The 16,672-nt window shown below is 69.8% G+C and carries 16 protein-coding genes; 1 reads left to right on the forward strand and 15 read right to left on the reverse strand.

The window, feature by feature from the left end:
* Positions 1 to 25 precede the first annotated feature (25 nt).
* A complete protein-coding gene (locus tag F3T56_RS05825) occupies positions 26 to 823 on the forward strand; it encodes a tyrosine-protein phosphatase (RefSeq protein WP_149823608.1) in 798 nt (265 codons plus the stop codon).
* 23 nt (positions 824 to 846) lie between these two features.
* Here the strand turns inward: F3T56_RS05825 and F3T56_RS05830 are convergent, their stop codons facing one another.
* From F3T56_RS05830 to F3T56_RS05895, 15 genes are all read right to left on the reverse strand, one after another.
* Positions 847 to 969, reverse strand: coding sequence for a DUF6126 family protein (locus tag F3T56_RS05830; RefSeq protein WP_149823609.1), 123 nt, complete (start codon positions 967 to 969; stop codon positions 847 to 849).
* Positions 966 to 1,598 carry a helix-turn-helix domain-containing protein gene (locus F3T56_RS05835; RefSeq protein ID WP_149823610.1) on the reverse strand — a complete coding sequence of 211 codons (633 nt, stop codon included), beginning with the start codon at positions 1,596 to 1,598 and terminating at the stop codon, positions 966 to 968. The genes F3T56_RS05830 and F3T56_RS05835 overlap by 4 nt, the downstream gene beginning before the upstream one ends.
* A 72-nt stretch (positions 1,599 to 1,670) precedes the next feature.
* Positions 1,671 to 3,080, reverse strand: coding sequence for an aspartate aminotransferase family protein (locus F3T56_RS05840; RefSeq protein ID WP_149823611.1), 1,410 nt, complete (start codon positions 3,078 to 3,080; stop codon positions 1,671 to 1,673).
* Positions 3,081 to 4,973, reverse strand: a complete 1,893-nt coding sequence (dxs, locus tag F3T56_RS05845) for a 1-deoxy-D-xylulose-5-phosphate synthase (RefSeq protein ID WP_149823612.1) — start codon at positions 4,971 to 4,973, stop codon at positions 3,081 to 3,083. It lies immediately after the preceding gene.
* Positions 4,974 to 5,014: 41 nt separating this feature from the next.
* On the reverse strand, positions 5,015 to 6,172 hold the full coding sequence (gene ispG, locus F3T56_RS05850) for a flavodoxin-dependent (E)-4-hydroxy-3-methylbut-2-enyl-diphosphate synthase (protein ID WP_149823613.1): 1,158 nt from the start codon (positions 6,170 to 6,172) through the stop codon (positions 5,015 to 5,017).
* Positions 6,173 to 6,176: 4 nt separating this feature from the next.
* Positions 6,177 to 7,208 carry an adenosyl-hopene transferase HpnH gene (gene hpnH, locus F3T56_RS05855; RefSeq protein WP_149823614.1) on the reverse strand — a complete coding sequence of 344 codons (1,032 nt, stop codon included), beginning with the start codon at positions 7,206 to 7,208 and terminating at the stop codon, positions 6,177 to 6,179.
* A gap of 5 nt (positions 7,209 to 7,213) precedes the next feature.
* On the reverse strand, positions 7,214 to 7,858 hold the full coding sequence (locus F3T56_RS05860) for a phosphorylase family protein (protein ID WP_149823615.1): 645 nt from the start codon (positions 7,856 to 7,858) through the stop codon (positions 7,214 to 7,216).
* Positions 7,858 to 9,852 carry a squalene--hopene cyclase gene (gene shc / locus F3T56_RS05865; RefSeq protein WP_149823616.1) on the reverse strand — a complete coding sequence of 665 codons (1,995 nt, stop codon included), beginning with the start codon at positions 9,850 to 9,852 and terminating at the stop codon, positions 7,858 to 7,860. The genes F3T56_RS05860 and shc overlap by 1 nt, the downstream gene beginning before the upstream one ends.
* A gap of 136 nt (positions 9,853 to 9,988) precedes the next feature.
* Positions 9,989 to 11,062: a polyprenyl synthetase family protein gene (locus F3T56_RS05870; protein ID WP_425473547.1), complete on the reverse strand. Its 1,074-nt coding sequence runs from the start codon at positions 11,060 to 11,062 to the stop codon at positions 9,989 to 9,991.
* Positions 11,063 to 11,121: 59 nt separating this feature from the next.
* Positions 11,122 to 12,549 (reverse strand): hydroxysqualene dehydroxylase HpnE, encoded by a 1,428-nt coding sequence (gene hpnE / locus F3T56_RS05875; RefSeq protein WP_149823618.1) that lies wholly within the window; start codon positions 12,547 to 12,549, stop codon positions 11,122 to 11,124.
* The gene (locus tag F3T56_RS49985) at positions 12,546 to 12,689 is read right to left on the reverse strand and encodes a DUF6380 family protein (RefSeq protein ID WP_425473548.1); all 144 of its coding nucleotides are present in this window, start codon (positions 12,687 to 12,689) and stop codon (positions 12,546 to 12,548) included. Before F3T56_RS49985 ends, hpnE begins: the two co-directional genes overlap by 4 nt.
* Positions 12,686 to 13,636 carry a presqualene diphosphate synthase HpnD gene (gene hpnD, locus F3T56_RS05880; RefSeq protein WP_149823619.1) on the reverse strand — a complete coding sequence of 317 codons (951 nt, stop codon included), beginning with the start codon at positions 13,634 to 13,636 and terminating at the stop codon, positions 12,686 to 12,688. The genes F3T56_RS49985 and hpnD overlap by 4 nt, the downstream gene beginning before the upstream one ends.
* Positions 13,633 to 14,535 carry a squalene synthase HpnC gene (hpnC, locus tag F3T56_RS05885; RefSeq protein ID WP_149823620.1) on the reverse strand — a complete coding sequence of 301 codons (903 nt, stop codon included), beginning with the start codon at positions 14,533 to 14,535 and terminating at the stop codon, positions 13,633 to 13,635. Before hpnC ends, hpnD begins: the two co-directional genes overlap by 4 nt.
* A gap of 409 nt (positions 14,536 to 14,944) precedes the next feature.
* The gene (locus tag F3T56_RS05890; RefSeq protein WP_149823621.1) at positions 14,945 to 15,712 is read right to left on the reverse strand and encodes an ABC transporter ATP-binding protein; all 768 of its coding nucleotides are present in this window, start codon (positions 15,710 to 15,712) and stop codon (positions 14,945 to 14,947) included.
* Positions 15,705 to 16,634, reverse strand: a complete 930-nt coding sequence (locus F3T56_RS05895; protein ID WP_149823622.1) for an ABC transporter permease — start codon at positions 16,632 to 16,634, stop codon at positions 15,705 to 15,707. The genes F3T56_RS05890 and F3T56_RS05895 overlap by 8 nt, the downstream gene beginning before the upstream one ends.
* Positions 16,635 to 16,672 lie beyond the last annotated feature (38 nt).

Genomic DNA, 16,672 nt, shown 5'->3' on the forward strand with positions numbered 1-16,672 from the left:
CGACGGCCGGAGGGGAGGAGCCCCAGTGACGCAGCAGATCCCGTCGACCGAGCCTGAGCTGACCGGAGTGCGCAACTTTCGCGACGTGGGCGGACTGCCGACCGTGGACGGCCGTCGGGTGCGTCACGGACTGCTGTTCCGCAGCGGCCATCTCGCGCACGCGACCGACGAGGACGCCGCGTTCCTGACCACCCTCGGCCTGCACACGATCTTCGACTTCCGCAACGCGGCCGACCAGAAGCTGGAGGGTCCGGACGTCGACCTGCCCGGCGTGCGGAATGTGAACCTGCCGCTCTCCGACCCGGCGGACGGCGCCGAGTTCTGGAAGATGGTCCGTGACGGCGACTTGGACCAGCTGCGTGAGCTGCTGGACGACGGCAAGGCGGTGGGCCGGATGATCGCCTCCTACCGCACGATCGTCGTGCAGCGCACGGCCGAGCACTCCCGTGTGCTGCACGCGCTGGCCGAGGACAGCGTGCCCGCGCTGATGCACTGCGCGGCGGGCAAGGACCGCGCGGGCCTGTCCATAGCCGTCACGCTCCTCGCCCTCGGTGTCGAGCGCGAGGCCATCGTCGCCGACTATCTGGAGTCGAACGCCAAGCACCGCCGCTACAAGGTGCACCGCAGCAGCTCCGCCGCCAGCGCCTACTCCCCGGAGGTCATGGAGCTGCTCAGCCCCCTCTTCGACGCCCGCGCCGATTATCTGCGGGCGGCCTTCGACACAGTCGAGGAGACCTGGGGCGACGTGGACACATACCTGGAGCAGGGCCTGAAGGTGACCCCGGAGACCCGGTCCCGCCTGCGCGAGCGCCTGCTCGACTAGCCGAGGGAGATGTCCGTTTTCGGCTACTGCTTGGTGCCCACCTCGAACAGCAAATAGATGAAGGCCGCGAAGACATGGCCGACCGCGATGTAGATGATGAGCCGCACCCACAGGGCGCGGGGGAACTTCTCTTCCAGGTCGCTCATGAGGTCTCTCCGGGGGCGGTCGACCCGAGGCACAACGTGGCGGTCGGGCTCTGCAAGAGGGTGTGGACGAAGAGGAGATCGGCGCCGTCGTGGTCGGCGGCGGCGATGCGGTGCGGGGTCAGCGAGTCGAAGTGCGCGCTGTCCCCGGGCGCGAGCAGATGCGCGGTGTCCCCGAGGCGCAGCCGCAGCCGCCCCTTCAGGACGTACAGCCACTCCTCACCGGGATGCACCCGCACGATGTCGCCCTGCGAGCCGTACGGCACATGGACGCGCAGCGCCTGCATGCTCCGCCCGGGCGCGCCCGCCTGCCAGTACGTCCAGCCGCCGGCCTTGGTGGGCTCCATGTCGTCGGCGCGGAGAACGGCATCTCGATCGGCGACGGTCTCACCGAGCAGCTCGGAGACAGTCGTGCCGTAGATGCGGGCCAGCGCGAGCAGCATCGGCAGCGACGGCTGGCGCTGTCCGGTCTCCAGCCGCGACAGATGCGCGGGCGACAGCCCGGCGGCCCGGGCCGCAGCCTCCAGCGTGAGGGATGCCCGACGGCGCAGGGCCCGCAGCTGCGGGGCGACGGCGGGCAGTTCCCCGTCCGCCGGGGGCTCGGGAGGGTGCGTACCCTCGGAGGGGCTCATGCCCTCCATTCAGCCGGAAGCTTGCCTCTACGGCAAATTCCTTGCCTCAGAGGCAAACACCTGATTAGGCGGCTAACGGTTGGCCACCGCCTGTTTCACCAGCGTCTTGCCGAAGTCCCACATCAGCCCGCCCCCGCTGTGCGCGTCGTTCATCACCTCGGTGAAGGCCTCGACGAACCGGTCCACCTCCCGCTCCCCGATGACCAGCGGCGGAATCAGTTTGATCACCTCCAGGTGGTCGCCGGAGACCTGGGTGAGGATGCGGTGCCGTTGCAGCAGCGGTACGACGACCATCTGCGCGAACAGCCCCTTGCGTGCCGCTTGGAGCATGGTCCAGCGGCCGCGCAGCTTCAGCGACTTGGGCCTGCCGAACTCGATGCCGATCATCAGGCCCCGGCCGCGTACGTCACTGAGCAGCTCGTACTTGTCGACCAGCGCCGCGAGCCGGCTCTTCAGCAGTTCCCCCGTGGCCCGGGCGTTGGCCACGATCTCCCCGTTCTCCAGCACGGAGAGGACGGCGAGGCCGGCCGCCATGGCCTGCGCGTTGGAGCCGAAGCTCGCCGAGTGGACGAGGACGCGGTCCATCGACGAGTAGACCTTCTTGAAGATCCACTCCTTGCCGAGGGTCGCGCCGACCGGCACATAGCCCCCGGAGAGGGCCTTGGCCACGCACACCAGGTCCGGCTCGACTCCCTCCTCGTGCTGGTAGGCGTAGAAGTCCCCGGTCCGCCCGAGCCCGGTCTGCACCTCGTCGACGATCAGCAGCGCCTTGTGCGCGCGCAGCAACTCCTGGGCGGCACGCAGATATCCGGGCGGTGCCTCGTGAACTCCCTTGCCCTGGATGGGCTCGACGATCAGCGCGGCGACGTCGTTCTTCTTCAACTCCCGTGCCAGGGCGTCGAGATCACCGAGGGGTACGGCCGTGTCGGGCAGCAGCGGCGCGAACCCGTCCCGGAAGCCGTCCTCGCCGTTGACGGACAGCGAGCCGGTGGTGAGCCCGTGGAAGGCGTGGTCGCAGTACAGGATCCGCGGTCTGCCGGTGGCGTACCGGGCGAACTTCAGCGCGGTCTCGACGGCCTCCGTGCCGCTGTTGCCGAAGAACACCCGGTCCAGATGCGGGCTGTGGGCGAGCAGCCGCTCGGCGAGCAGCCCGGGCAGCGGCTGGCAGTCGAAGCGGGTCAGGTCGGCGAGCTGTGCGTCGAGGACGTCGTGCAGTGCCTTGCGGACCACGGGGTGATGGCGGCCGAGCGCCATCACCCCGAACCCGGCGAGCATGTCGAGGTAGTCGTTGCCGTCGGCGTCCCAGAAGTACGCGCCCTCGGCCCGCTCGTAGACCTTGTCGAAGCCGATGGTGTGCAGCATGCGCGGGAGCTGGTGGTTCAGGTACCGGGCGTGCAGTTCGTAGCGTTCGGCGCCCCGCTCGGCGAGGAGTCTGCCGAGGTCGAACTCCTCGGTGCCTGCGGCGCGTTCCTCGGTGGTCATCTACGGTTTCTCCTTGGGCGGTTCATCCTTTACGGCCAGGCAGGCGCTGATCCGCCCGGCGATCTCGACCGGCGTCAGGCCGATGTCCGCGAGCACCTCACCCCGCTTGGCGTGCGCCAGGAACTGCTCCGGAATCCCGAACCGTCGTACGGGTACGTCGATCTCGGCGTCCCCCAGCGCGAGTGCGACCGCCGAACCGACTCCGGCCGCCCGGCTGTTGTCCTCCACGACGGCCACCAGCCGGTGTTCGTCGGCGAGCCACGGCAGCGCCGGGTCGACCGGCTTGACCCAGCGCGGGTCCACCACCGTGCAGCCGATGCCCCGTGCCTGAAGCAACTCGGCGGCCTCCAGACACACCGGCGCCATGACACCGACGGCGACGAGGAGCACCTCCGCCCGATCGTCCCTGTGGAGGACGTCCATGCCCCCCACCCGCTCCAGCGACGGAATCTCCGGCCCCACCGACTCCTTCGGGAACCGGATCAGCGTGGGCGCGTCGTCCACGGCGACCGCTTCCCGCAGCTGCGTCCGCAGTTGCTCGGCGTCGCGCGGCGCGGCGATCCGCAGTCCGGGTACGACCTGGAGGATGGACATGTCCCACATGCCGTTGTGTGACGGTCCGTCGACTCCCGTGACCCCGGCCCGGTCGAGGACGAAGGTCACCCCGCACCGGTGCAGGGCCACGTCCATCAGCAGCTGGTCGAAGGCCCGGTTGAGGAAGGTCGCGTAGACGGCCACGACCGGGTGGAGCCCGCCGGTCGCGAGTCCGGCCGCCGACACGGTCGCGTGCTGCTCGGCGATCCCGACGTCCCACACCCGGTCCGGGAACTTCTCCGCGAACCTGCCGAGCCCGACCGGGTGCAGCATGGCTGCCGTGATGGCTACGACGTCCTCGCGTTCGTCGGCGATCCGGACGATCTCGTCGCCGAAGACCGAGGTCCAGGACGGCCCGCCCGACGGCGCGAGCGACTCGCAGGTGAGCGGGTCCATCACGCCGACCGTGTGGAAGTGGTCCTCCTCGTGGGCGAGGGCGGGCTCGTACCCCCGGCCCTTCTCCGTCAGGCAGTGGACGAGGACCGGCCCGTGGAAGCGCTTGGCGCGGCGCAGCGCCGACTCGACCGCGTTGATGTCGTGCCCGTCGATCGGCCCGACGTACTTCAGCCCCAGGTCCTCGAACATGCCCTGCGGCGCGAAGGCGTCCTTGAAGCCCTTCTTGGCCCCGTGCAGCGCCTCGTAGATCTGGTTGCCGACGACCGGTGTGCGCAGCAGTACGTCCTTGCCCCAGGCCAGGAACTGCTCGTAGCCGTCCGTGGTCCGCAGGGTCGCGAGGTGGTTCGCGAGGCCGCCTATGGTCGGCGCGTACGAGCGCTCGTTGTCGTTGACGACGATGATCAGCGGTCGGTCCTTGGCGGCCGCGATGTTGTTCAGCGCCTCCCAGGCCATGCCGCCGGTCAGGGCGCCGTCCCCGATGACGGCGACGACGTGCCCTTTCTCCCTCTGCACCTGACGTGCTTTGGCGAGGCCGTCCGCCCAGCCGAGGGCGGTGGAGGCGTGGCTGTTCTCGACGATGTCGTGTTCGGACTCCTCGCGCGAGGGGTAGCCGGACAGGCCGCCCTTGCCGCGCAACTTGGAGAAGTCCTGACGTCCAGTCAAAAGTTTGTGTACGTAACTCTGGTGACCGGTGTCCCACACGATGCGGTCGACGGGTGACTCGAAGACCCGGTGGAGCGCGATGGACAGTTCCACCACCCCCAGGTTGGGCCCCAGGTGACCACCGGTCCTGGCGACCGCGTGCACCAGGAACTCCCGGATCTCTTCGGCCAGTACACCGAGTTCCGCCTCGGTCAGCGCCTTCAGGTCGCGCGGTTGCCGGATGCTCTCCAGAATCGTCACGTCGGGCCCCCTCTCGATGCGTGCTCTTAAAGCCCGTGTCGTCAACTCACGGTGACCGCCGGCTCCCCCGACGCGACGCCGTCCTTCTCCATCTGCTCGGCGATCTTCATCGCCTCGTCGATGAGGGTCTCCACGATCTTCGACTCGGGAACGGTCTTGATGACCTCGCCCTTCACGAAGATCTGCCCCTTGCCGTTGCCGGAGGCGACCCCCAGGTCCGCCTCTCGCGCCTCTCCCGGCCCGTTGACGACGCAGCCCATGACCGCGACCCGCAACGGGACCTCCATGCCCTCAAGGCCGGCGGTCACCTCGTCCGCCAGCCGGTACACATCGACCTGCGCCCGCCCGCACGACGGACACGACACGATCTCCAGCCGCCGCTGCCTCAGGTTCAGCGACTCCAGGATCTGGATGCCGACCTTGACCTCCTCGGCGGGCGGGGCGCTCAGCGAGACCCGGATCGTGTCGCCGATCCCCTCGCTGAGCAGCGCCCCGAAGGCGACAGCGGACTTGATCGTGCCCTGGAACGCCGGACCGGCCTCGGTCACCCCCAGATGCAGCGGGTAGTCGCACTGAGCCGCCAACTGCCGGTACGCCTCGATCATCACGACCGGGTCGTTGTGCTTGACCGAGATCTTGATGTCCCGGAAGTCGTGCTCCTCGAAGAGCGACGCCTCCCACAGCGCGGACTCCACCAGCGCCTCGGGCGTGGCCTTGCCGTACTTCTGCAGCAGCCGCTTGTCGAGCGAGCCGGCGTTGACCCCGATCCGGATGGGGGTCCCGTGCTCCTTCGCTGCCCGCGCGATCTCCTTGACCTTGTCGTCGAACTGCTTGATGTTCCCGGGGTTCACCCGCACCGCCGCGCAACCGGCCTCGATCGCCGCGAACACGTACTTCGGCTGGAAGTGGATGTCCGCGATCACCGGGATCTGCGACTTGGCGGCGATGGTGGCGAGCGCGTCCGCGTCGTCCTGCGTGGGGCAGGCGACCCGGACGATCTGGCAGCCGGACGCGGTGAGTTCCGCGATCTGCTGCAAGGTGGCGCCGACGTCCGACGTACGGGTCGTCGTCATCGACTGCACGGACACCGGGGCCCCGCCCCCGACGGCCACCGGCCCGACCTGGATCAATCGCGAGAGCCGACGCTCCGCGACCGGCGGGGCGGGCACTTCGGGAACGCCCAGAGATACGGCGGTCATGGCGTCACCCCTGGTTCCCGTGGTTCCCGGACACTGTGTCGCGCAGCGCGCGCAGGGACTCCTTCAGCGACCCCATGGTGGCGAGGACGGCGGTCGGCTCATAGCCGCAGTGCGCCATGCAGTTGGCGCAGCGCGGGTCCTTGCCGCGTCCGTACGCGTCCCAGTCGGTGTCCTCGATCAGCTCCCGGTACGTCGGGACGTACCCGTCGCTCATCAGGTAGCAGGGCTTCTGCCAGCCGAAGAGCGAGTAGTTCGGGATCGCCCACGCCGTGCACGGGAAGTCGACCTTGCCCTCAAGGAAGTCGAGGAACAGCGGCGAGTGGTTGAGCCGCCAGCGCCGCCGGTTGCCCCCGGCGAAGGCCTTCTTGAACAGTTCGCGGGTCTGCTCGACGCCGAGGAAGTGCTCCTGGTCGGGGGCCTTCTCGTAGGCGTAGGCGGGCGAGATCATCATCTCGTCGACCTTGAGGTCGTCGTTGAGGTAGTTGAGGACCTCGATGATGGTCTGCGGGGTGTCGGTGTTGAAGAAGGTCGAGTTGGTGGTCACCCGGAAGCCGTGCCGCTTGGCCTCCTTGATGGCCGCCACGGCCTCGTCGAACACGCCTTCCTTCGCCACCGACTCGTCGTGGCGTTCCCGCAGTCCGTCGATGTGCACGGCGAACGCGAAGTACGGCGATGGCGTGAACTTGTCCATCTTCTTGCGCAGCAACAGCGCGTTGGTGCACAGGAAGACGTATTTCCTCCTGGCCACCAACTGCCTGGCGATCTCATCGATCTGAGGGTGCATCAGGGGCTCGCCGCCCGCGATCGACACCATCGGCGCACCGGACTCCAGCACGGCGCCCACGGCCTGCGCCACCGGCATGCGCTGCTTGAGCACGCCCGCCGGATGCTGGATCTTGCCGCAGCCCTCGCACTTCAGATTGCAGGCGTAGAGCGGTTCCAACTCGACGATCAGCGGAAACTTGTCCTTCTTGCGGAGCTTCTGTTCAGCGAGATACGTCGCCACCTTGATGGACTGGCGGAGCGGCATGGCCATCTGGCTCACCTCCTGGGGAGCAGCAAAGAACGGTGCCATTCGTAGTAAGCGGGAAGAACGGCGCGAAGGACGCGGAAGGCTGATATTCCACCGCGTAGCGTGCCGATCCGGACCAGTTCATGTTCTGGGGCGTCCACGACCACCCGGACGGCCGCAACCGGGCGTGTGCCCGATCTCATGGCGGTGTGGAGAGTGACCGCCGACTCCATGTCGACCGCGATCGCGCCGGTCGCGAACAGATCCGAGCGTTCCTGACCGCGTACGACGTGATCGGATCCGGTGAGCGGGCCGCTGTGGACCGTGCGCCCAGGCACGGCCCGCATCAGCTCCTTGACGAGTCGTTCGGTGCCCACGCAGGGCGTGACGGTGCCGCCGGGGCCCCGGGTCTCCTCGGCGACCACCAGGTCACCGGGGTGCATCCCGGGGGCGAGCCCGGCGCAGAAGCCGGTGGCCAGCACGGTCGCGTCGGCGAGGGCGGGGTCGGCGAGCAGCCGGGTGACGGCCCGCTCGGCGGCCTTCGGCCCCATGCCGGTCCGCAGGACGGTGACCGGGCCCCCGGCAGAGCCCCGGTCGCCGCCGCGCAGGGCGAGCCGCTCGATGCCGAGCGCGCACGCGATCAGCAGCGGGGCCGGGGCGGAGGCCGTGGCCATCAGCCCCCCTTGGCTTTCAGGACGGCCGGTTCGCCGTTGACGTACCGGCCGAGCGCGGTGAGCGGGAACACCTGCCGGTAGAGGTGGTAGTTGATCGAGAAGTCCCAGGGGAAGCCGGTCCCGGTGAAGTACGGCTCGTCCCAGCCGCCGTCGTCCCGCTGGCTCTGGGCGAGCCACTCGATGCCGCGTTCGGTGGCCTTGGAGTCCCGCTCCCCTGCCGCCAGCAGTGCGAGCAGGGCCCATGCGGTCTGGGAGGCGGTGGAGGCGCCCTTGCCGCCCCACTCGGCGGCATCGCGGTAGGAGCGCAGGTCCTCGCCCCAGCCGCCGTCGTCGTTCTGCACGGTCTCCAGCCAGGCCACGGCCCGGCGGATCGCGGGGTGTGCGGCGGGCAGCCCGGCGGTCACGAGCGCCGGCACCACCGACCCGGTGCCGTAGACGTAGTTGACGCCCCAGCGGCCGAACCACGAGCCGTTCGGCTCCTGTTCGGCCAGCAGCCACTCGATGCCCCGCCGGGTGCGCGGGTCGTGGGACAGACCCTCGACCGCGAGCATCTCCACCACATGGGCCGTGACATCGGCGGACGGCGGGTCGATGACCTCGCCGAAGTCACAGAAGGGCAGCCGGTTGGGGAACGCGCTGGTGTTGTCGACGTCGAACGCGGCCCACGCGCCGTTCCGCGACCGCATACCGAGCGTCCAGCGCACCCCACGCCGGACGGCCTTCTCCACGCGCTCCGGGTCGTGGTGCCGGACGCGACGCAGCGCGAGCACAACCTCGGCGGTGTCGTCGATATCGGGATAGTTGTCGTTGTGGAACTCGAACGCCCAGCCGCCCGGCGGCAGTTGAGGCCGCTGCACCGCCCAGTCCCCGGGCCGGACGATCTCCTCGCCGAGCATCCAGTCGGCGGCCTTGACGAGTTGCGGGTGATCGGCGGGCAGGCCCGCGTCGGCGAGGGCGATGGTCGCGAGGCAGGTGTCCCACACCGGCGACTGGCAGGCCTCGATTATCCGGGCCCCGTCCTCACGCCACACGGCGAACCGGTCGAGGGACTCCAACCCGGCCCGCATCACGGGGTGATGGAGGTCGTAGCCGAGCAGATGCAGCGCGATCAGCGAGTACACGGCCGGTGGCTGGATGCCGCCCCAGCAGCCGTCGTTCTCCTGCCGCTCGATGATCCAGCGGGCCGCGCTGTTCATGGCCGCCTTGCGCAGCCGCTTCAGCGCGACCTTGCGATAGCCGTGCAGCAGCTTGTCGAGCCGCTGGAAGGCACCTTCCCAACTTCCCATCGGATCAAGGGGCTTGGGCGGATTTGGTAGGGCAGGGTCGGTGTGCAGCTCGTCGAGCGGGAACGGCGCGGGCCGCACCGGGCGCTTCGCCGAGACGACGGTCAGCGGGACGATCGTCTGGCGCGCCCAGCATCCGAAGTCGTAGATGTTCAGTGGCATCCACTTCGGGAAGTAGACGATCTCCGGCGGCATGTCCGGCAGGTCGTCCCACTTCCACCAGCCGAACAGCGCCAGCCAGATCCGGGTGAAGACCCGGGCGGCGGCGATCCCGCCCCGCTCCCGGATCCACGCGGACGCCTTCGCCATGTGGGGCTCGTCCGGGGCGTCCCCGGCCAGCCGCAGCGCGACGTACGCCTCGATGGTGGTGGAGAGTTCGCCCGGTCCTCCGTAGAAGGTGGCCCACGTGCCGTCCGCGCGCTGCTCGCCTCTGATGAAGAGCGCGGCGGCCCGCGTGGTCTTCTCGTCGCGGATGCCGAGGAACTGACGGAGCAGCAGGTCTTCGGCGTCCATGGTGACGTTGGTCTCCAGGTCGCCCTTCCACCAGCCCTGGGCGTTCTGCCGTGCCAGCAGGAAATCGGTGGCACGCCGTATGGCGTGCGCGGCGGCGTCCTGGCCCCCCGCCGCCACGGGGGTGTCGGTGTCGGTTTCGCTGGCCGAGGCAGCGCGGGGCGGCAGTGCCCCGGTGCTTCCGTCGGTCGTCGCTGTCATGGCTTCCCCTTCATGCAGTGGACGGATCTCTCTGCGGTGGGTCAGCCGTCGGCCGGTGCGCATCCGGTGACAGCACCGGCCGGCGACTACGCGAGGCCTATTCGACCGATGACGACGTTTCGTCGGTCGATGGCGATCATCTCTTCCGTACGACGACGAAGTCGGCGAGCGCCGCGAACTGGTCCCGCACGTACTCGGGCATCCGGATCGAGTCCAGCGCCTCGATGGCGATGGCGTGCTGGCGACGCGCCTCCTCGGCGGTCCACTCCCGACCGCCCGCCTCCTCGATGAGGGCGGCGCGCGCGGCGAACTCCTCCTCGGAGAAGTTCGCGAAGTCGCTGCTCTTGGCGTCTGCGGCGAGGAGCTCGCCGAGCCGCTCGGAGGCCTGGCCGCCCGCCGCGAGGGCGGCCACGACCGGCAGGGACTTCTTGCGCTGGCGCAGATCGCTCCAGGTCTGCTTGCCCGTGGCCACCGGGTCGCCCCAGATGCCCAGCAGGTCGTCGACGGCCTGGAAGGCGAGGCCGAGGTGGTAGCCGTACTTCTCCAGCGTGTCGGCGGTGTGGTCGTCGGCGCCGCCGAGGACCGCGCCGATGGAGCAGGCGCAGGCGAGCAGGGCGCCGGTCTTGTTGCCCTCCATCTCCAGGCACTCCTCGACGGTGACCCGCTCGCGGTGCTCGTAGGAGATGTCCTGGGCCTGGCCGTCGATGAGGGCGCGCGTCGCGGTGGTGATGCGGCGGGTGGCGCGGGCCGCCTCGGCGGTGCCGAGTTCGAGGAGGATCTCGTTGGCGAGGACCATCAGGGCGTCGCCGACGAGGATGGCCTGGGCGGGGTCGTACGCCTTCCACACGGTGTCGCGGTGGCGGCGCTGTTCGTCACCGTCCATCAGGTCGTCGTGCAGCAGCGAGAAGTTGTGCACCAGCTCCACCGCGACCGCGCCGGGGATGCCGACCTCGGGTGCGGCGCCGGTGACCTCGGCGGACAGCACGGCGAGCGCGGGGCGCACCGCCTTGCCGCCGTCGCCGTCGGCCGGGTTGCCGTGGGCGTCGATCCAGCCGAAGTGGTAGGCGGCGACCGTGTTCATGGGGGGCGCCAGCCGTTCGATGGCCGCCCGCAGCACGGGGGTGGCCAGGGTCCGCCCGCGCTCCAGGAGCGCGGTCACGTCCACCGCTGTCCTCCGAGCGGCCGCCTCGGCCGGGGGCACAGTGGGCACAGTCTCTCCTCTTGTTGCGGTACCGGGAGTGCGGGATCCGGTCCTGTGCGCATCGAGCGTCACGCTGCCTCCTCATAGGCGAAGAGGTGGTCTCGGGGCCGGCCCAGGGCGCCGAGCGCGGCGTCCGCCGCACTGACACCGCTGCGGACCGCACTCTCCATGGTCGCGGGCCACCCGGTGGCGGTCCACGCTCCGGCCAGGTACAGGCCGGGTGCCTTGGTGCGGGCGCCGGGCCTGAGCCGCCCGACGCCGGGGGTGGGAGCGAACGTCGCGGTGCGCTCCCGGGTCACGAAGAAGTCCCGCACGTGCGCGCCGCGCGCGTGGGGCAACAGCCGCTCCAGCTCCGGCAGATACCGCTCGCGCAGTACGGACACGGGTGCGTCGATCTCGTCCCGCGCGGCCGACTGCGACAGCGCCAGGTACTGGCCCTCGCTCAGCCCGGACGCCTCGGTCCGGTCGAACACCCACTGCACCGGGGAGCCGAGCGCCGCGAAGAACGGCCGCCGGAGCACCTTCCGGTCGTACACCACATGGACGTTGAGGATCGGCGCGGTACCGATCTCCAGCAGCCGCTCGGGGTGGTCGAGCGCCCCCTCCGGGAGCAGGTCGTGCGCCTCGCGCTGCGGTACGGCGAGGACGACCGCGTCGGCGTCGAGGCTCTCGCCGGGAACCTGGACCGTCCAATTCCCGTTTTGCTGAGGGGAGATGGAGGTGACGCGGGTACGGAGTTCGGTACGGACGCCCGCCGAGTCGAGCGCCTTGCGGGCCAGTCGGTCGTGCAGTGCGCCCAGCGGGACATGGGCCCAGCCGATGTCGGCCGCACCCGGGTCGGACAGCAGACCCGTCTTGAACACCATCGCGGCGAGCCCGAGGGAAGCATCTCCGGCCACCGCGTTGAGGGTGGCGACCCCCACGAGGTCCCACAGTGCCTCGACGGCACGCGCCGACTGACCGTGCTCGGCCAGCCAGCCGCCGAAGTCCCGCTCGTCCAGCGCGGGATCCGCGAGGTCCAGCGCCCTGAGCGCCAACGCCGCACGCCCCACTTTGGCGCGCTCGGCGAGCGAGAGATGGGTGTACGTGGCCAGGCTGCGCCCCAGATGCAGGGGCACGGGCAGCGCGTCGCGCCGCAGTCTGCCGAGCCGTCGCCCGGGCCTGCCGCCGGCGTCGAGCACCGGCACGTCGAGCCGGTCCTGCAGCGGGGCGAGCGCGGCTCCGTCGACGCGGTCGAGGAACCAGCGGTAGGCGGTGCAGCAGCGCAGATAGACGTGCTGTCCGTTGTCGACGGTCAGGTTGCCGCGCTGGAAGGAGAAGGCGAGCCCGCCGAGCCGTGGCCGCCCTTCCAGCAGCGTGACCCGCATTCCGGCGTCGGCGAGCGTGAGCGCGGCGGTGATGCCCGCCAGTCCCCCGCCGACCACCACGGCCGTGCTCCGGGGGCGGCCCGTACCATCCGCGGCCGGCGGCCTTTCGGGCTGTGCGTCGTCGGTCATCGTGCACCCTCCCCTGCCGGTCCGCCGAGGTGAGGAAACGGTCCGCGGCAGGCCGTCGCAGTCAGGGACGCCCTCTTGGTGCGGAGGGTTGCGTACCACTTTTTCCCGTTGGATTCACCTTGGACCGGATTGTCCCTCACGCGCGCCTCCTGACGGTACGGCGCGACACATGCCGGGCGTCCACACCGGACAGCCCGCGGACGGCGACGTAGGCCTTCTCGCGTCCGGGCAGCGAGACCCGGCCGCGCAGCACCGCTTCCGGTTCGCGCTCGATGCGGTCGAGGAGTCGCCGGTAGATGCCGGCCATGGCGGCGACACAGGCTCCGCTGCGCCGGTCGAGCATCGGCAGCAGCCGGTAGCCCTCGGCGAACAGGGCGCGGGCCCGGCGCACCTCGAAGTGCACCAGACCCGCGAAGTCGGAGTCGGCCGGCGGGAGCGGCCCGGCGAACCCGCCGGAGCAGCCGAACTTCGCGAGGTCGTCGGCGGGCAGATAGACCCGCCCGCCCTGGGCGTCCTCGCGAATGTCCCTGAGAATGTTGGTGAGTTGGAGCGCGAGCCCGAGGGTGTCCGCATACTCCGGCGCGCGTTCCGCACCACGCGCCCCGGGTTCGATGCCGAAGACACCGAGTGAGAGCCGTCCGATGGTGCCCGCCACACAGCGGCAGTAGGCCTTCAGGTCGTCCCAGGTCTCGTAGGTCTCGCCGTGTACGTCCATCAGGACGCCGTCGATGAGTTCGTCGAGGGCGTCGAACGGGATCGGGAACCGCGCCCCGGCATGGGCGAGGGCCACCACGACCGGGTCCGTGTCGTCCTCGTCGACGGCGCCGTCGCGGATTCGGGCGACCAGTGCCCGGGCCTCCTCCAGTCGGGCCGCCTTGACGTCGAGCGCGAGCGCGCCGTCGCCGATGTCATCGACGCGCCGGGAGAACGCGTACAGCGCGGACATCGCGCGACGCTTGGGCGTCGGCAGAAGTCTGATGCCGTAGGCGAAGTTACGGGCCTGCTGTCCGGTGACGGCCTCGCAGTAGCGGTAGGCGGCGAGTACCGGTGCGGACGCGTGTGGTTCCGACTCCACGGTCCGGATCACCCCTCTCCTCGCAGGGTCGCGCCCGCCTCGCGCAGCAGCCGGAGCTTGCCGGGCCTGGGCGGGCCGGGAAGTACGTCGAATTCGGCGGCGGCGATCGCGTGGACGGCCGCCCTTCCTCCCGCCACGAACCCCGCGAGGAGCAGCCTCAGCCTGCCCTGGACGCTACCCACGAGCGGGGTGCCCTCATCCAGGAGATTCCGGGCGCGTTCGGCCTCGTACGCGACCAGTGCGCGCACCGATGCGCCTGCCGTGGGCGCGGCGAGATCCGCCTCCTGGACGTGAAAGCGCTTCATGTCCGCGGTGGGCAGATAGACACGGTCGCGACCGAGGTCCTCGCTGACGTCCTGGAGGTGCTCGATGATCTGCAGCGCGGTGCAGATCGCGTCGGAGTGGCGGACCCGCTCGGGGGTCGTGGTGCCGGTGACGGCGAGGACCAGGTGACCGACGGGGTTGGCTGACAACGCGCAGTAGGCGAGCAGGTCGTCGTAGGTCTCGTACCGCTGGACCAGTTGGTCCTGGCGGTTGGCGGCGATCAGGGCGAGGAACGGCCCGGGGGTGAGGGAGCGGCGGCGGACGGTGCGCTGGAGGCGGCGCAGCAGCGGGTGGCCCGGAGTGGAGTCGAAGACCCTGTGGAGGTCGGCCTCGAAGGCATCGAGGAGGAGGAGCCGGTCGCCGGCGTCCTGCGGGGAGACACCCAGGAGGCGGGCGTCGGCGCTGCCGGGGGCGAGGTCGCCGTCACCGATGTCGTCGACGAGGCGGGCGAAGCCGTAGACCGCCATGAGGTCGTCGCGCCAGGCCCGGGGCAGGAAGAACGGCGCGACGGGAAAGTTCTCGGCCGCGGCCTTGTCGAGGGTGTCGCGCTCCGGGTCGCCGATGCGCGCCGTCCCGGTTACGGTCACCGCTCGTCACCCGGCACGGGGACGGCAGAAGCGCCTTCGAGCTGGGGAGTTTCCGTAGCCATGGCCATCACATCTCCCGTTCTACACTGCCGACCCAATACGCACTATTTCGGACACGCCGCCCGGCGGTCGGCGCATGCGGCGGATGCCGGGTGTCGCGCATTATGGACCTACTTGCCGTGATTCGGCACCGGTACACAGCTTACGTTGTACAACGCACCATGCTCCGTCGGGGTGTCCTGCACATCACAAGAACACACCGATTGCCCCCCATGATTCCTACGGGCAGCCGGAGTTGACTCTTCCCTTGCCGGAGTTGACGCTTCCTTTGCGGACACCGGCTTGCGGTCTCCTCCGCAGACGCCGGGCCCCGCCGGAGCAGTTCCGACAGGGCCCGGGACGCGTCGGGTCACTTGCCCGTGAACTTCTCGTACTCCTTCAGGACCTCTTCGGTGGGCCCGTCCATGCGGAGTTCGCCGCGTTCCAGCCACAGGACGCGGTCGCAGGTGTCGCGGATGGACTTGTTGTTGTGGCTGACGAGGAAGACCGTGCCGGCCTCCTTGCGGAGTTCGCGGATGCGGGCCTCGGATCGCTTCTGGAACGCCCTGTCGCCGGTGGCGAGTGCCTCGTCGATCATGAGGACGTCGTGGTCCTTGGCCGCCGCGATGGAGAAGCGCAGCCGGGCCGCCATGCCGGAGGAGTAGGTGCGCATGGGAAGGGTGATGAAGTCGCCCTTCTCGTTGATGCCGGAGAAGTCGACGATCTCCTGGTAGCGCTCCCGGATCTGCTCGCGGGGCATGCCCATAGCGAGGCCGCCCAATATGACGTTCCGTTCGCCCGTGAGGTCGTTCATCAGGGCGGCGTTGACGCCGAGCAGGGAGGGCTGGCCGTCGGTGTAGACCTTGCCCTTCTCCGCGGGGAGCAGGCCGGCGATGGCGCGCAGCAGGGTGGACTTGCCGGAGCCGTTGGAGCCGATCAGGCCGATGGCCTCGCCGCGGTAGGCGGTGAAGGAGACGCCCCGGACGGCGTGCACCTTGCGCACGCCCCGTTCCTCGCCGCGCTTGATGATGCGACTGAGGGCGGCGGTGGCGCTGCCCTTGCCGGTCTTGGCGCCGTTGACGCGGTAGACGATGTGCAGCTCGTCGGCGATGACGGTGGGGATGAGTGCGTCAGCCACGGCCGTACCTCTCCTCCGCCTTCCAGAAGTACACGAAGCCGCCGAACGCGACCAGCGCGGCCCAGCCGGCGGCGACCGCCCACACGTGCGGGGGCAGGTTCTCGGAGCCGTAGCCGTCGATGAGCGCGAAGCGCATCAGGTCCATGTAGATCGCGGCCGGGTTCCACTGGAGGATGTCGGCGATCCATGCCGGGTGCTTCTCCAGCATCACCGGGATCGAGAACATGACGCCGGACGCGTACATCCACGTGCGCATCACGAACGGCATCAGCTGCGCCAGGTCCGGGGTCTTGGCTCCCATTCGGGCGAAGACCAGCGCCAGGCCGGTGTTGAACAGGAACTGCAGCACCAGCACGGGGACAATCAGGAGCCAGGACAGCCGTGGATAGCTGCCGAAGCCGACCGCCACGCAGAACAGCACGATCATCGAGAACAGCAGTTGCTGGAGCTGCTGGAGCGCGAAGGAGATGGGCAGCGAGGCCCGCGGGAAGTGCAGGGCGCGCACCAGGCCCAGGTTGCCGGAGATCGCGCGGACGCCCGCCATCACCGAGCTCTGGGTGAAGGTGAACACGAACACACCCGTGACCAGGAACGGGATGTACACCTCGCGCGACATGCCCCGGTCGGCGTTCAGGATGAGACCGAAGATGAGGAAGTACACCAGCGCGTTCAGCAGCGGGGTGGCCACCTGCCACAGCTGACCGAGCTTGGCCTGGCTGTACTGTGCGGTGAGCTTCGCCTGGGAGAAGGCGAGGATGAAGTGGCGCCGCCCCCACATCTGGCGGACGTACTCGACGAGTCCGGGCCGGGCGCCGCTCACGGCCAGCCCGTACTTCGCGGCCAGCTCGGCCGCGGTGAGCCCGTCATCGGGCGACGGACGGTCGCTCACCACAACCCTGCCGTCATGCGTTGTCTCACTCACAAATGGAAACTTTCGTCCTCAAGGTGCGCAGCCTGGTC

The organism is Streptomyces tailanensis, from assembly GCF_008386495.1.
In the GTDB taxonomy this organism is placed as follows: Bacteria; Actinomycetota; Actinomycetes; order Streptomycetales; family Streptomycetaceae; genus Streptomyces; species Streptomyces tailanensis.

What these genes read in the sequence shown, in the direction of transcription:
- hpnE (WP_149823618.1), bottom strand. Translation starts at nt 12,549, where the DNA reads ATGACCGACGACGCACAGCCCGAAAGGCCGCCGGCCGCGGATGGTACG.
- F3T56_RS05860 (WP_149823615.1), bottom strand. Translation starts at nt 7,858, where the DNA reads ATGGCCACGGCCTCCGCCCCGGCCCCGCTGCTGATCGCGTGCGCGCTC.
- F3T56_RS05830 (WP_149823609.1), bottom strand. Translation starts at nt 969, where the DNA reads ATGAGCGACCTGGAAGAGAAGTTCCCCCGCGCCCTGTGGGTGCGGCTC.
- ispG (WP_149823613.1), bottom strand. Translation starts at nt 6,172, where the DNA reads ATGACCGCCGTATCTCTGGGCGTTCCCGAAGTGCCCGCCCCGCCGGTC.
- F3T56_RS05840 (WP_149823611.1), bottom strand. Translation starts at nt 3,080, where the DNA reads ATGACCACCGAGGAACGCGCCGCAGGCACCGAGGAGTTCGACCTCGGC.
- hpnH (WP_149823614.1), bottom strand. Translation starts at nt 7,208, where the DNA reads ATGGCCATGCCGCTCCGCCAGTCCATCAAGGTGGCGACGTATCTCGCT.
- F3T56_RS05835 (WP_149823610.1), bottom strand. Translation starts at nt 1,598, where the DNA reads ATGAGCCCCTCCGAGGGTACGCACCCTCCCGAGCCCCCGGCGGACGGG.
- shc (WP_149823616.1), bottom strand. Translation starts at nt 9,852, where the DNA reads ATGACAGCGACGACCGACGGAAGCACCGGGGCACTGCCGCCCCGCGCT.